Raw genomic sequence first — 15,351 nt, 5'->3', positions numbered from 1 at the left:
AGGGATAGCCACGCGGTATGAAAAGCTTGAACGAAATTATCATTCAATGCTCGCTTTAGCATTTACTATGATGTGGCTACCAATGTGGGCTGATTGATATATGTACTACAAAGATCAACAGCCCCTAATAAAATCCATTACACATCGAAGAATATTAAAATACTAAAGCTAACTTGCTGATTTTATGAAAACTGTGAGCTTGGTGTTGGTTTAATAATTATAATGCAGTTATATTGAGAAAATGGATAACCTTTTTATCAGTAACTTATATCAGCAGAGAAGAGTAATATCTAAATAAATTTTTGATCTCACTGCCTTTCATAAGTAATTATCTCTTCTATTTTACAATCGAAGTAAGCACATAATGCATCCAAAGTACGCGTAGTTGTTGAGTAATTATTGTTATTAGCCATTTTTGACATAGCGGCTTTATTTACTCCTGCGGCATTTGCAACTTCATCTAACGTAATTTTACGTCCCTCTTTCAATGACTTAGCTGCGATTAATTCCTTTAAGTTATAAACAATCATTTTAATACAACCAATTATTTAAAAAGTTTCTTTACAGGATACTTTACGTATGATTTAATCAGCTTAGTTTCTTGTGAGGATACTTTTATGATTAAAAATGAATTTACTTTGCTTTCTGCTAAAGAACTTTCAAGCTTTATTAAGTTCAGCCCAGATTACATTAACCGTAAGTTGAAAGACAATGTTTTTTTTGAGGGTGAGCATTACATTAGACCTTTTGGATCAAGAAAAATACTTTACCTTTTAGAAAGTGTAATGGAAGAAATGTACAACACCACGTATAAAGCTGAGCGCGAATTTGTCATTCCTCTTGCAAGTGGAGGTGTATGTTATGGCTAGTGTAAGAAGCCGAAACGATAAGTTGTTTTTTGATTTTTATTATCAAAACATACGATGTCGTGAGCAGACCTTACTCAAGGATACAAAAGCTAATCGTATCAAACTTGAGAAAGTTCTAGAAAATATTGAAATTCAAATTATGCTCGATCGTTTTGTTTACCGAGATATGTTTCCGAATAGTAACCGCTGCAAGGCATTTAAACTGTTTGATGACCAGATAGAAGCTATAAAAGCTAATGAAACGAATAAAGCTGATGTTATTTTACAGAATGTACCTAACTTCGAGGCATTTGCTTATGAGTGGCTAGAAGAAAGTAAAATTCATTGGAAAATTAGTCATTTTAAAAATGTGTCTATGATCTTTGAGCGTTATTTAATTCCTGAATTTGGCAAGTTTAATCTTGATGAAATAAGTCGTGCTCATATTATTAAATATCGCGCGGGCATATTAGAGCCTAAGCGTAGTAGTAAAAAACAATTAAGTAATGATTGGATCAATCATGTTATGACACCTCTTAGAGGCATACTTAAAGAAGCGTCATTACGTTATGATTTTCAAACTCCTTTTAACAATATAAAACCACTAAAAGTAGTTAAAACCAAGATAGAACCTTTTTCACTCAAGGAAGTTCAGCAATTTCTTAAGTATGTAAGAAGTGATTTTCGTAATTATTATACCGTTCGCTTTTTTACTGCGATACGAACAGCAGAGATTGATGGCCTCAAGTGGGAATACGTTAACTTTGATCGAAATGAAATTACTATTCATGAAACCTTAGTTGATGGCAATGTTGAGACACCTAAAACAGCCACATCATATAGAAATATCCAGCTGTCTAGAGTTGTTGTTGATGCATTAAAAACACAATTCAAAATAACAGGTAAGAACACTTATGTTTTTTGTAATAAAAAAGGTAACCCTCTTGACCATCGAAATATAACTAAAAGGGTATGGTATCCAACGCTAGAAGAGATCTCTTTAAAAAGGCGACGCCCTTATCAAACGAGGCATACATGCGCAACTTTATGGCTTTCTGCTGGTGAAAATCCTGAATGGATAGCTAAACAAATGGGTCACAGCACGACTAAAATGCTATTTGAAGTTTACAGCCGTTATGTTCCAAACAATACTCGACAAGATGGTAGTGCTTTTGATCGCCTACTTCTAAATGCCAACATTGAAGAAGAGGCTACTTATGAATAACTATATCTATGGTTGGTTAAAGAATTTACATATTAATGGTACTTTGCCAACAGCCAATTGTGAGCTATTGATAAGCAAGCAAATAATTTACGCTATTACATCTGCTGATATTGCTAGAAAATGCCAAATAGTGTCTGGCTTAGCTCAATTTCAGTTAACTCACGATATAATGGGTAATCATGTTGTTTGTGATATAGAGCCTATACTTTCTCAATGTAACGAACAGCAGTACCTTAATTTAACTTCGATGATAAATAATACAAATGAGCATTTAATAGCACGATTTTTTAAGCTGCTTAGCTTTGTCACATGCAGTGAGTTGCAGCCTTTTATTGATTTTATTTTAACTAAACAAAGCATTTTACAAAAATTCATACAAGCACCGGCTAGCCTAAACCACCATCACTCTTATACTCATGGATTGTTTGAGCACAGTATAGAGGTAGCTGAAATTGCATTTAATAATGCTAAACACTTAAATCATTCCAGTATTGAATGCCAAGCTGCATTAGTAGCTGGCTTATTTCACGATATTGGTAAAATATTTGTCATGCTACATCAAGCCAACGATCGCTATATACCAGGACCACACGAAGGTTATAACTTTGCTATCTTAGCTGAACCTTTAGCGAAGCTAGGCAGTCGGAATAGGCAATTGCTTGAGTTATTAAGCAGTTTATTAGCTGCCAAGCCATCTGGCTATAAAGCGAGATATGCAATTGAGCATATTGTGCAACAAGCTGACCGATGCTCTTCTGAATCAGCTTTTATACATGCTAAATTTCAAGAGCTTCCTGATTACTACCATTTTTGTAAAGTTGGCGATAAAGTTCTTAAAAGAATGAGTTAAAGTTTTAAAATACCTAAACTTAATTTGAAGCTTTTAAGGGTCTTCGCCGGCCCTATAACTTATAATAAGCAGCAAATGAAGAAAACTCATTAAGCTATGGTGGCGCCTCGACTTTTTATATGTGCCTTTACTACCCTTTACTGTAATTAATAATCCAACTTCCAAAAAGCCATTGCCATTATGTTTACCTAGAAACCTGCCCTCCTCAATTGAGGCGCTTTCGATGTGACTATCGCTTAATCCAAATGAAGAAACTAATTGCTCCCAGTAAGACCTCGCTTGAGTAACATTTTGATTTTGTAAATCTACTTGATGAAAACGAAATTTGAAGTGGCTCGACTTTAATTTAAATTTTATACATAAATTCAAAAAGTTGTGTATTACTTGCTCTTCAGGACAACGAAGAGCGAAATTTTTCCCTGCAGCAGCATATTTTAATATTTGCAGGGCATCAAATGCTTCACTAAGCGTTACATTTTTCTGACTTAATAAAGTATCAAATTTCTGACATAAATAATAAAATGCTTTTTGTGAAGAAACTCTTTTTAAGTCATCTTTAGTATTATCTAAACTTGGGAAGTTAGGAATTAAGGGAAGCTTTTTACCTTTCCTAGGATATTCTCTGCTTACACTCAGAGCATTATCATGTAATTTTTGAACTTGCTCCACAGGGAGTGAGTAACTCGATGCTGTATCGTGTATTGAGTTTAGTTCTAGCGATTTAAGAGCATTTGCATAATCTAACATTCTTATTTGCCCATCAGCTTCAAACTTTTGTTTAAAACCTTTAAACGATGGTGTGATTAAATCACTAACCTTACCCGCATATTGGATCGAATAGTCTTGCTCTTGTTTTTTACTATAAAATTCAATTCTTTCAATTAAACTTTCACCTAGCATAAACTCCTTAAAATTAGCTCTCCCTATACATTCAGATAAAAAATACTTAGATACTGTATATGTCTGATTCATTTGAGCGCAATGCTGTATGTCCTTTAAGTGTAAATAGCTATTTAGTGTCGACACAGTGACTTTATGACCAAGTAAATGAGACAAAAAAAACATTTTTGAGCGAGTATTGTCTTTAACTTTTAATCTTTTGTTAAAGTGAGTAATAAAACTTTGATCAAATAAGTCATTTTCAAATATAGATAAATACTGCCTTCCCGTTAATACCAAGTTTGAATTTAATCTGTACCAAGTCCAATTAGCAAAGCTATGTCTTAGGTGATGAATTCTTAGAGTATGATCCTTAGTATAATAATGCAGTAATTGCGTTAATAGCTCGTATGCTTTATTTACGCTAACAGAGCAGTTAAATAACAATGAATTTGATGGCTTATTTTCAGTGTTTTTTTGAACGTCATAAAAGCTTCTTAACTTGGCTAAATGCTCTTTTGGCCATAACGCATCAAGAGGTAGTTCTCTTCTAGCTGAAGGTGTTTTTAAACCCCTTATTTTATTTGGTCTGATTGATAGTAGAACCCAATCATATTCATCTTCATTTGGCTTTATAGGTGAAACCTGAATATCACCAAAGTACAGCTTAGCGGCTTCATTACGGCGCAAGCCACTATAAAAACAAAAACACATTAATAAATATGCATATAACTCAACCGGACTGTTATTGAGGCTGTCACTTAAATATTCAAGAATTGCGCTTGCATGACCAGCTGAAACTAAATTAGCATCAACTTTACTTTGGACAGGAGCTATATCAAGATCGTCAATACACAAGTCTTTGACAATTTCAGACTCTATTAAAAACACAGAGAAATAATATAAATACTTTTTACGTTGGGCAGAATTAAAATATTCACTCGTATCATTTAACTTTATTGCCCAATCTGACGCTGATATTACTGCTAGATCAGTTCGAGTAAAAACAGTTAAAAAAGGTTCACTGATACTTTTCACATAATCAATTACTGTGCCTACTTTTAACTTCTTTTTAGTTACCCCTCCCTCTTTCAAAAGATAATAAAGCCAACCACACAAAATATTGAAATAAATACTATTTTTATCATTTTTCAATTCTTGTTCAACAAATTTAATGCACTGTGCCCTTGAAGCTCTTTGGCCATTCAGTTCCCGCACATTTTTATAGGTATACTCTAACTTAGCTATTATTAATTTAGGCTCAATATAATCAAAGCTGTCACTATCAAATGACAATAGCTTATTAAGCTCATTAAATTTCTTAGGTTGTTTTGCTATTTCGTTTGCAACTAATGCCTTATTACTTATTAACCTTAAAAAAGCTGTTTGAGGTAGCTCGGTACAGGTACTAGACCGTAAATACATCTGATAGTCGATAGGGCTAAGGTTGATTATAGTATCTATTTTTCTAAGTGTTCGTAATTTTAAAAGTGACAAGCTTTGCCAGTTTGTACCACTAGCTTCTGTTAAAAACGTTATTATAAATTCACTTAATCTATTTTTATTTACTCGTATTTTCTCAGACGGCTTAATGAAGTTTTTATGATGTAATAATAAAAGGACAACAGCATCACATAGTACGTATCGTCGTTCCTCTTTTTCGCTTTTCCCATACCAAAATACTTGACCACCTAAATACATTAAAGCATCTGGGGCATTTATGATTGTAATAAGCTCGTCAAACTGAACACCTGTTGTCATATATAAAAATAAAACTAACCGACCATAACTAGCTTCTTTTGATAAATTAGCAGTTGGTGTTTGTAGCTCTTTACTTAATATTGACTTAATTTGTAGTGCTATCGGTAGTTTTATTAATTCTACTGGTGATAACATAGGTTTATCGCGCTTTAGTACGACGATTTGAGGGACTTTTGAAGATTCAATACCATGATGCTTTAATCCATAATTTAATATAGCATCAATAAGCATGAGCTGAAGGTGTTTAATCGTTAAGTCTTCTTTTAACCGTGACTTTAAAATGTTCATTTCACTAGAAAGAACATTCTCATCGGATTTTTTAAAATACCTAAGCATTAGCATGCATAGCTTTTTATATTCGTTTAAAAAATCATCATCGCTAAATCTAATTCCAAAATCATTATCTGAGCCGTTTCTATAAGCATTTACAATCTGTTGAAAACATTGATGGAACTTACCTTGCTTCTTCAGTTCATTTAAATAAGATCGGACTTTAGAGTTTGCCACCCTACCCCCTTAAATAACTTATCTAGAATAGGTAATAATTCATTTACAGAATCTATGTAATTTAGTGTCGAATAATCAGCTAAAGGAACCTCACCAGACTGCCAATGGCCCATTTGAAAGTTTATTAGCTCTGAATTGACGTTGTTATAAAGCAAATTACTTTTAAGCCAATGCCTTCCTGCATTTGCAGGTATTTTATGTTCCTTAGGTAACCTGAGAACTAACTCTGTAGGAGAAATACCTTTAGTAACAATTCCTGCTCTTTGTCTTTGAAATATGAATAAAGGTCCATGATTTATACGTGAATTTCTAATTAGCTTAAACCACTGACAAGATTCTTTGTAATCGAGATTTAAGCTTTTAGAGGCGGCATTTAAAAAGTCATCTATTGACTGGCATAACTTGGGCTTTAATACTCTTATTAACCCTCTCAAACAACTAAGGTGCTCTTGATAAGCTGTGATTTGCGCATTTAAAATAGACGGTAAACAAACTAATCTAGAATGCGTAAAATCACTATCATCTTTATCACTTATCCCCATGAGGTTTAGCGTTGGAAAATACAGAGAAAAAGTTGGTAACGGGTTCCAAACAGCCCGATAACCAGTTCCAAACATTAACATCCATGCCGTATAGACTGTAAACGCGTTATGGTATTTTAAGATTGCATCAAGTTGTTTTAAAGAGTTTAACTTAGTGTTTTTAACTTCTAATGCCAAAGCTGCTATGAGGCTCTTAACTGTCATATTCTTTGGTGTAAATTTAGAACCAAGCATACGATTACGCTTATCAAAACACACTAATTCAAAAAGTTTTATAGGGAATTTTTCTTTACAATAATCATAGTAATCAGACTCAACTTCTTGCCAAAACTCAAATAGCCTTTCACACCGCGTAACATCATCAATATTGCTATAGCTTCTAGATACTCGAGTAGAATACATTTTTACATCGTAACTAAAGTCTATATAAATAGGGTCTATCACACCTGTTGCATTAATATAATTCCCAATAAAATTACTAATGCTATTGATACTTAGTCTTCCGCTATAAGCTCTATCTGATACCTTTTTTAATTTTTTGGCTAAACTGCTTTCAAGTGCTGCAAAATTGTCTACGTTAATAAGTAAACCTTCTTTTCTGCCCTTTAAATATTTAATTATTAAATCTGTAAAAAATGTAGGACAGGCTGTAAATACACCATTTGCTGTTTTAATAAGACCAACTTTTTTAATCGTTGGTTTAGCAGTTTGAGTTATAGGAAAATACCACCAACCACGGTCATTTTCATCTAGAAACAAACCTCGTGTTTTGTCATCTATTTTATTAAATATCTGTAAATCTTTTATCTCATGCAACGTCTTACCCAACAAAAACATCAGCCATCCCAATATCGCTAGCTCAATATTTTTATCGGAATGGCCATACTTATTTAGTGTATCAAATAATAAACCCAGTTCTGGCGCCTTTAATAATCGCGTATCTTGGTAAGCAATATTATGAGCTCTGTGCACATTACGAGTTATATCTATCTGTTTTTTCTTCTTAGAGGCAGGACTAAAAATCATTTCAATACTTTGATGCTCGGTTTTATCTCGTACAGTATTACCTTCATTGTTATCAATTACAAAAGGCATCTGAACCTCTGAATCTTCAGGATTAAACCCCTCTGTATCTAATGAATGGTTTAAAAATGGTATTAAAACTGACAAATTATCAACAGTACCGATAACAGGTAAAGTATTGGGTTTTTTATACCATTTAGCGATGGAGCCTCTGTAACGGCCTCCGGTTTTATAAAGCCGAGCTGGTTGCCAGTCATTCTTATAAAAATGAATTAAAGTATTTAAATAACCTCTCTTTCTGGCATCATTACTATATATATCATTATTAATTGACTCTAACTTACTCGCGATTGACGAAGCTGAATCAAGGTAGTTCGTTAATATTTTATCTCTATCCAGTTCGGAGGCTATATTGTACTTTGTCATTAATAAGCGAAACGTTCTACAAACCTCTACTTCCCTTGTTGACGAGCTTGTAGCTAATTCAGGATCGATGAGTGTATGTATTGTTTTAAAATAATTACCAATAAAATTAGCAAGAAGATTTAATGATTTTGAATCTTGCTTATACTCATATGATTTAATAAGTAATACATAAAATGGTATCTCATTGCACCATCCATTTTTATATGTACAGCGTTTAAAACTCTCTCTTGAGCTTGCATCTAGCTCAACTCCATACTCATTAAAGGCGTAATAAATATACTCAGGAAGACATAGCTCACTTTTAGTAAACTCCCATAGCTTTCGTGATGCATCATTCATCCTTTGTAATAATAAAAAAACTTGTGATAAACCACTCAAATCTTCAGGAGCACTTATGCGAGAAGTAAAATCATCAAAGTCAGATTTTATATCCTCGATACTGATTTCCAAGTTTACCCCTTTGCAATACAACTCAATCTGCTCAAGAAGCTTAACTTTTAGCATACCCGTCATAATTTAATCACCTTTGTACTAATTTTAAGCCATTTACATAATTCTGTTTTTGTTTTAATAGCTGGAAATAAGGTACGCCATTCTGTTGAATCAATTACTGGTTGTTCACCTTTGAATAAGCCAATAAGTAACTCTGAGATTAAAGGGCCGGATGCATTAAAGTACTGCTTAAAAAGTAGCCGAACAATATCATTAAGAAAAATTAAACGTCTAAGATCGGGTGTCGGACGATTAGGAAGGATCAAACATGGGACAAGTTGATTTGACTGATCTTGAAGTCGACAAACTTTATGAAATGTAAATAAGCCAGAGACTACTTTTAACTTTTCATTATCAGTTTTATATCCAATTATCGGGGCTTGATAAGCATCAAGTTTCCAAGTAGTAATTGTATCAAAGCTGTCGTTTGAACTTGGTTTTAAAAACGAAAATAAATTTATATTACTGATTAAATTATCTATGGTTTTTTCAAGGGTAATATTTTCTGCGACAATATACTCAAATGTAGACCTGTCTAATAATTCATCGATCTTTTTTAATTTGCCTTCAACATTCTCATCAATCATATTCAGCACCAGAACAATAAGTAGTCATTTTTGACATTTTCATAATGTGCCTAAGTAGTGCCCAGATCAAGCTTTAAATGTTCGTAAAACACTCAAAAACAGATTTTAATATTAACTAAATTTTATCTAAGCTATTGTAATAATATGCAATTCATTATATTTACTGGAGATTATTATTTATAGAAGTAATTAAACTAACGTCTTGACATGGTAGGGGTCGGTGGTTCGAATCCACTCAGTCGTACCAACATTTAAGAATCCTAAAAAAATTGTACGACCGTAGCTCAGCTGGTTAGAGCGCTACCTTGACATGGTAGAGGTCGGTGGTTCGAATCCACTCGGTCGTACCAATTAAACTTTATATTTCAAACAGTTAAAAACCCTATTCAATATATTCGTTTAATTATTCAACTAAAAATTAAATTCTTAGTTTTTTATTATTTTGTATTCAAAATTTTAAAATAACGAGAGCCAAGCCTCAAAAGATCATCCTAAAAATTCCAGTTTTTATCGATTTGTGCCCAAACTTGTGCCCAAGCGCCCAAACCACTTTTTTAGCTCTTTAATCTTCCTCAAAATTAGACCCCTACCCTTGCAAATTCACAAACCTCAAATCACAAATTCCAAACCAAAAATTTCAAATCAGGTGACCACTACCCTAATATTTTCCGTGTCATTTCATGAAATATTCTATAAGTACCACTTTGTCGGTATTAACGCTATACAAGTGCGCCTGCTCAGACTCGCGTTGTTCAAAAATACTGTTAAGCGTATTACAGCCACACCCACCAATACCAAATACACCAATCGATAAACCATCATTTTGTTGAATTAATTGAAACATAACTACTCCTTAACTTTAAAATGGAGCATAGCAAGCAGGTGCGTCAATATTTGACGCACCCAAACTAGTTGGAGTTATTTATAGATGTTAACGGCCGCTTTAAGCTTTGTAGTGATTCTTTGCCGCAATTTTTCAGGTTTAGCAACCTCGATCCAATGGGCACATTTAAATAGTTCATCGGTTAGTTGTTCAGTATCAATAGTCTGGTAGGTAAGTAATACGTTTTTATCGTCAATCTGTTGCTTGTCAATCAGCTCGCCAAGTTCAATAAAACCTTGATTAACTGCAGAGTGGTTAGGCACTTTTACAATTAACTCGATCGTTTCTTGCTTCATACCTTTATTAATCGCACTGCGTAACGACTTTAACTGCTCAGCGACACTGAATGGCGACAAGGAATCGACCATTTCGTATTTATCGACGTTGGCTGCCCAGCACAAAATGCTTTGGACAGGTACGGGTATGCATCCATCCAATGCTAAGAGTTCGACTCGTGACGATCTCAATCATCTTGGTGGCTACAAAGGGCTGCTCGTTGCGTCGCCATCTGATGCTTCGGTAGATGAGATGATCCCGGGTGACCTCAAGACAGCTGAAGCATTTGGTGCTAATGTCGCTGAGGTCACTAAGGCCGTTAAGGGTCTGTAATCGGCAATCTGGCGAGCTTAACACTGTGGTGCTATGCTCGCCAGATACCTAATTAATTCCGCTGGCTGTGAAGGCTACGGCCATGTTCTAGCTTGAGTATACGACCCGGTTGACGGGCACGAGCCATGATGGAAAAATTAAACCTGTGTAAGCAGAGTCAATAATTGCCCCTCAACTCGATCAAACGGATCAATGCTGCGTTGGGCGCGGCACAGTGCGATAGCTCCCTCGGCAGCTGCAACAACCAGCGTGGCGATCCCTGATGCAGCTGCCAAATCACTCCCTTCGGCAATTAGAGCTGCTCCTAGTTTCTCTTCCCATAGATTAAAAATTATTGCGGCGGCTTTCAGCGTATTTTCCGCTACCTCATCTAAAGGCTCCTCTACTGCAACAGCCAGCACCGGGCATCCGATGCGGAAGTTAGATTCCAGTAGTATTACTCGCCACACTCCCAGAAATTCACGTATTCCAAGGGCTGCACCTTTTCGCAAATGGTGATCCAGACTCGCTGCAACTTTCTCTCCTGCGAACACGACGGCTTCAACCACCACCTGTTGTTTGCCATCGGGAAAGTGGTGGTAAGTCGATCCTAGAGGCGACTTGGCGCGTTTGGACATTTCGCGGATGCTTGTGGCATTGAGACCATGCTGTGCCAGCATCTCGGCGGCGGTTTTGACCATGCGCTGGCGGGTATCGGCTTGGTGAAATTTCATCAGGAAGATCCTTGTTATAACAGTCGTTATAGGTTAGCATAAAATTCACCTATAACGACCGTTATAATTGAGAGATAACTATGATTACAGAAGCTTTCCCCGTAAACCTCGTCACCGCTGATGGTTTCACCTTGGGTGGCAAGCGTTATCCGGCTGGCAGTCCGTTGAAAGGAAAACTAGTCGTTGCGGGAGCCACAGCCGTTCCTCAAGGGTTCTATAAACGATTTGCGCAATTCGCTAGCGCCAGAGGCTATGAAACCTTAACGTTCGACTATCGCGGCATAGGGGAATCGCGTCCTGTTTCTCTTAAGGGGTTTCGCATGGATCTTTTGGACTGGGCTCGTCAGGATCTCGCGGCTGCGGTTGAAGCTATGGTCGACGATACAACGCCCATGTTCGTTGTGGGTCACTCCTTCGGCGGACATGCCTTTGGGCTACTGCCCAACCACGATAAGGTCACTGGCTTCTATGTTTTTGGCACAGGAGCGGGCTGGCATGGTTACATGCCACTGGGAGAACGGTTGCGTGTTCTTATGATGTGGAGGCTAGTTCTTCCTTTATTGACATGGTGGAAGGGTTATTGCCCGTGGAAGATGCTGGGTATGGGCGAGGACTTGCCAGTTGACGTTTTTCATCAATGGCGTCATTGGTGTCAGTACCCACACTACTTCTTCGATGACCCCAGCATGCGTGGGATCGAAAAAACCTATGCGGAAGTTCAAACGCCTATCGTGGCGGCTAATGCGTTGGACGATCTTTGGGCTTCTCCCCTTTCTCGCGATGCCTTCGTGCAGAGCTACCGAAACGCTCCTTTAGTGCGCAAAGACCTGAACCCAGAATTGGTCGGCGGCAAGATCGGACACATGGGTTACTTCCGACAATCCGCAGAACCACAATGGAGTGAGATGCTGGAATGATTCGCAGGTTTGCCCTACACGAGTGTCGACGCATGAAAGTGAAACAACCCTGGCTAGGCCGGTTGCTGTTGGCGCTTGTCGCCGGTAGTGTCCTTCACTACACGGACAACTTGCTGTTTTTTGAGCAGTACCCTGAGCCACCTTGGATCAATCAGCACCAGATTGATGCCTTTTGGTGGGTCATGACTCCACTGGCCTGGATTGGCTATTCCTTAATCATGCGAGGTTCACTTCGCGTCGGAACTGCAACGCTGTTGACTTACGCTGCCTGCAACCTGCTTACGCTTGGGCTATTTTTAATGAATTCACGAACTCTTGATAAATCAGTTTGAAAATCTCCTGTTTCTTCAAATGCATCCCACAACTGAGGTAACTTAATAGGTTTACAGGAATATGATTTTGGATCAAAACTCTTAAGGTGAGTGGGTAAATAAGGGGTTAACCCGGTAAAGGTTGTATCTAAAACTTTATTTGTTGATGCTGCTTCCCGACCTTGGGATAGTTATATACTACTAGCGGTAATCTACCATTCATTTTACTCAAATCAAGTGGTTAAGTAATTATTTAGATAAATCACTTATATTAGCGACCAGTTAAGAGCAAAATTTGCTCTTAACTGGTTTTTGTTTATTACTCTAGAGTAGCTATTTCATCCAACATTGGCATACCACCATGCGAGAGGCCCTGCAATTCCCCACAAATCGACATCATTTGCGATGTTATCCCTGTAATTTGCCCTTCACGCTTTTTCCAGATCCTTTGCATTGCGTTTCTTTCTTTATCAAGTTCAATTTTCATTTGTTCTTGATGTTCTACAACCGCTTTTAAACGATGAACAAATTGCGTGCTACAAATATAATCATATATAGCCTCTACTTGTTCGCTTTTGCCCGCACTAACCGTTTTTTGGCGCTGTGACTCTAAAAGTACGATTCTAAGTGCTTCACTAAGACCTTTTGCTAAAGCAGGTTTAACTAACCAAACTCCATCAAGCATTAACATGGGCTCATTTGTATTAGCAGGAAAAACTGTTGTTACTAGTACTCCAATATCACCAGCGGCATTTTGTACATCTGTTTTAAGTTTGCTAACCCAAGCGTTTGACCAATTTTCAGCTCGCTTTGTCTCCCACACTATTTTACCGCACACAGTACCTGAGCGCATGCAAACTGTTTGAATAACATCTGCGCCTTTAGCTCCTTTTTTTACAGGTTCAATAAAATCTACTGGGTATAAATGAGCCAATGTAGTCTCTAGCTCAAGCTCTAAAACTTCACCTTGTAATTGTTGTGACCCTTGCTCTAGCTTGCGCTTAAGGTCGTTATTAGCTTTGGAAGCATCATCAATTTTTTTACGGTACTCAGCTTCTATCAATTTGAACTCATTTGCAGCATCGTCGCGAAGTAACTGCTTTTGCTCTTCAACTTTACGTGCTAATTCAAGCTCAAAGTTTTTTTGTTTATCTTCAAGCTCTGTTTTAGCTTTTCTGAGTTTAAGCTCTTCGTTTCTAAATTGATCTAATTGCTCATCTTTAGATTTAATTGACTCTTCTAGGCTTTGTTGTTCTAAACTGACAGCCTCTCTCACGCGCTGCTCTACTTTTGCTTTTTCAGATTCAATCTTAGCATTTAGTATTTCTGCACTTTGCTTACTATCTTCTAACTGCTCTTTTAATTGGGTTAATTGCTGCTGAAATATTTTTGACGCTGATTTTTCTGCCTCTTTTGTGGCTTGGGCTTTAAAGGAAGTTAATTGCTGGTTGAGTAGTTGCTCATACTCGTTTTCATGTTGCTCAATTAAATGCTTTGCTATTGCATCTTTTACATGAAAATCAGTATCACAATGAGGACAGGTTATTGAATCGTTTGCATTAAGGATAATTTTAGAAGTCATGGCTAAGCCTTGTAATAGTTAAATACAAATAAACTATTACAAGCTTAATGCCAAAATATAAAAGATTGTTTTGTAAAGATTTAATCAAATAACTACATTGTGAAATGGTAATTAAATTACTTTTATGTGAATAAAATTACCATCAAATGAGCTATAGATATAAATTTATTTATTTGTTATGTCCTTTCATAAATTTGTGTTCTGCTTAAAGTTTGAACGGCTTGATAAAGAGCCATATTAAACACACTTAACTCGCCAATTACCCCAGGACCGATATCTGCACTATAAATTGAGAGTGAATTTCTAAAATCAATTAAATTCACTTCAATCTTATTATCAACTACAACTTGAATATATTGGCTTTTATTCACTTCGTTTACACAACTAAGAAACTCACTAGAATCCACCTCAAATAGCACACCTAAATACCTACATAGTTCAAATGTGTGCCTGCCTTCAATAACTATATCGTTATTTAATACTGCATCTATAAAGTCTGGTGCTAACTTATTAAGTGGTTCAAGTGCATACTGATGATTTTTAACTAAGCTAAAAAATACATCATGGAGACAGAGCAAATGCTGGTACACATAAGCCGACATTTTCACCTGACTTTGAAAAGGTCGCTTAAACATTGCTTGAATGTTTATTTCTTCTGTTAACTCAACGCCTGAATTTAGCTCTAATACTAATTCATGCTTAGCATTTTGCTGTCTAACTTTAACTGCTCTGACGTAAGGCCTAACAAAAGTAAAATTAAGTTCAATAAACTCCTCTGTAATGTCTATTTCTATAAACTTTTTATCATTACTAATAATTGACGCTATATCTAAGCTCTTAAAAAAATCAGCTTCAGATTTAACGTCTATAAGTTTACTTTCTAATTGATGTATTTTGCTTTGTTGATCTTCAAATCTAACTGTTAGTTGACTGATAACATCTTTTAAACCTAGCTCATCAATTAATGTTTTAGCATAAACTTTATCTTTATTATCAAGTAAATCTATTAACCAAGTTTCATTGCTTTGAAATAATGTATTGTTAGCAACGTTACCAAACTTATTTAATATGCTTAGGTTTCTAACTGTTGGGTTATTTTTGTAATTCCAATACAAAGTTCCCACATTGCTGCAACCAACATTATCTAAGTCATGTACTCTCAACTCTTTGATCATTTCTTCTATTGGTTGCATCGA

The 15,351-nt window shown here is 36.1% G+C and carries 15 protein-coding genes, 1 tRNA gene and 1 pseudogene; 8 read left to right on the top strand and 9 right to left on the bottom strand.

The genetic code is table 11. The annotated features are described in order from the left end of the window. A pseudogene (locus QL998_RS00825) lies at positions 1-97 on the top strand (IS5/IS1182 family transposase); the annotation flags it as partial. A gap of 211 nt (positions 98-308) precedes the next feature. On the opposite strand, the gene QL998_RS00820 reads toward QL998_RS00825, so the two are convergent. Beyond that, positions 309-530 carry a helix-turn-helix transcriptional regulator gene (locus QL998_RS00820; protein ID WP_222714603.1) on the bottom strand — a complete coding sequence of 74 codons (222 nt, stop codon included), beginning with the start codon at positions 528-530 and terminating at the stop codon, positions 309-311. Between the two features lie 87 nt (positions 531-617). Here QL998_RS00820 and QL998_RS00815 point away from each other — a divergent pair, with 87 nt between their 5' ends. Genes QL998_RS00815 through QL998_RS00805 form a run of 3 tightly spaced genes read left to right on the top strand, consistent with a single transcriptional unit; the run spans position 618 to position 2,923 of the window. Beyond that, positions 618-869: a hypothetical protein gene (locus QL998_RS00815; RefSeq protein ID WP_024594200.1), complete on the top strand. Its 252-nt coding sequence runs from the start codon at positions 618-620 to the stop codon at positions 867-869. Continuing rightward, on the top strand, positions 862-2,073 hold the full coding sequence (locus QL998_RS00810) for a site-specific integrase (RefSeq protein ID WP_290191943.1): 1,212 nt from the start codon (positions 862-864) through the stop codon (positions 2,071-2,073). Before QL998_RS00815 ends, QL998_RS00810 begins: the two co-directional genes overlap by 8 nt. Then, positions 2,066-2,923, top strand: a complete 858-nt coding sequence (locus QL998_RS00805) for a TraI domain-containing protein (protein WP_157696007.1) — start codon at positions 2,066-2,068, stop codon at positions 2,921-2,923. Before QL998_RS00810 ends, QL998_RS00805 begins: the two co-directional genes overlap by 8 nt. A 33-nt stretch (positions 2,924-2,956) precedes the next feature. Here QL998_RS00805 and QL998_RS00800 read toward each other — a convergent pair whose 3' ends face one another. The 3 genes from QL998_RS00800 to QL998_RS00790 are packed head-to-tail and all read right to left on the bottom strand — an operon-like array spanning position 2,957 to position 9,140. After that, positions 2,957-6,070, bottom strand: coding sequence for an integrase (locus QL998_RS00800; protein WP_290191942.1), 3,114 nt, complete (start codon positions 6,068-6,070; stop codon positions 2,957-2,959). Continuing rightward, positions 6,040-8,574, bottom strand: coding sequence for a hypothetical protein (locus QL998_RS00795; protein ID WP_290191941.1), 2,535 nt, complete (start codon positions 8,572-8,574; stop codon positions 6,040-6,042). The genes QL998_RS00800 and QL998_RS00795 overlap by 31 nt, the downstream gene beginning before the upstream one ends. After that, the gene (locus QL998_RS00790; protein WP_290191940.1) at positions 8,571-9,140 is read right to left on the bottom strand and encodes a hypothetical protein; all 570 of its coding nucleotides are present in this window, start codon (positions 9,138-9,140) and stop codon (positions 8,571-8,573) included. The genes QL998_RS00795 and QL998_RS00790 overlap by 4 nt, the downstream gene beginning before the upstream one ends. A gap of 273 nt (positions 9,141-9,413) precedes the next feature. Here QL998_RS00790 and QL998_RS00785 point away from each other — a divergent pair. Beyond that, positions 9,414-9,490, top strand: a tRNA-Val gene (locus tag QL998_RS00785). A gap of 323 nt (positions 9,491-9,813) precedes the next feature. Here the strand turns inward: QL998_RS00785 and QL998_RS00780 are convergent. Continuing rightward, the gene (locus QL998_RS00780) at positions 9,814-9,984 is read right to left on the bottom strand and encodes a hypothetical protein (RefSeq protein ID WP_259365667.1); all 171 of its coding nucleotides are present in this window, start codon (positions 9,982-9,984) and stop codon (positions 9,814-9,816) included. 74 nt (positions 9,985-10,058) lie between these two features. Further along, positions 10,059-10,379, bottom strand: coding sequence for a WYL domain-containing protein (locus tag QL998_RS00775; protein ID WP_259365668.1), 321 nt, complete (start codon positions 10,377-10,379; stop codon positions 10,059-10,061). Between the two features lie 67 nt (positions 10,380-10,446). On the opposite strand from QL998_RS00775, the gene QL998_RS00770 reads away from it, so the two are divergent. Beyond that, on the top strand, positions 10,447-10,632 hold the full coding sequence (locus QL998_RS00770) for a hypothetical protein (protein WP_182197014.1): 186 nt from the start codon (positions 10,447-10,449) through the stop codon (positions 10,630-10,632). 137 nt (positions 10,633-10,769) lie between these two features. On the opposite strand, the gene QL998_RS00765 is transcribed toward QL998_RS00770, so the two are convergent. Further along, entirely contained in the window at positions 10,770-11,345 is a 576-nt protein-coding gene (locus QL998_RS00765) for a TetR/AcrR family transcriptional regulator (protein WP_290191939.1), read from the bottom strand. Between the two features lie 80 nt (positions 11,346-11,425). On the opposite strand from QL998_RS00765, the gene QL998_RS00760 reads away from it, so the two are divergent. Both QL998_RS00760 and QL998_RS00755 read left to right on the top strand, forming a co-directional pair. Further along, positions 11,426-12,262, top strand: a complete 837-nt coding sequence (locus QL998_RS00760; RefSeq protein ID WP_290191938.1) for an alpha/beta fold hydrolase — start codon at positions 11,426-11,428, stop codon at positions 12,260-12,262. A 32-nt stretch (positions 12,263-12,294) separates the two neighbouring features. Further along, complete coding sequence (locus tag QL998_RS00755; protein ID WP_182197019.1) at positions 12,295-12,594, top strand: hypothetical protein; 300 nt, start codon at positions 12,295-12,297, stop codon at positions 12,592-12,594. Positions 12,595-12,892: 298 nt separating this feature from the next. Here QL998_RS00755 and QL998_RS00750 read toward each other — a convergent pair whose 3' ends face one another. Then, positions 12,893-14,155 (bottom strand): DUF2130 domain-containing protein, encoded by a 1,263-nt coding sequence (locus QL998_RS00750; protein ID WP_182197021.1) that lies wholly within the window; start codon positions 14,153-14,155, stop codon positions 12,893-12,895. 176 nt (positions 14,156-14,331) lie between these two features. After that, complete coding sequence (locus tag QL998_RS00745) at positions 14,332-15,348, bottom strand: hypothetical protein (RefSeq protein WP_290191937.1); 1,017 nt, start codon at positions 15,346-15,348, stop codon at positions 14,332-14,334. Positions 15,349-15,351: the final 3 nt, after the last annotated feature.

Source organism: Pseudoalteromonas sp. APC 3691, assembly GCF_030408135.1.
Classification (GTDB): Bacteria; Pseudomonadota; Gammaproteobacteria; order Enterobacterales; family Alteromonadaceae; genus Pseudoalteromonas.
The sequence above is the reverse complement of the archived record's forward strand: the minus strand, read 5'-3'. Positions and strand labels throughout refer to the sequence as shown.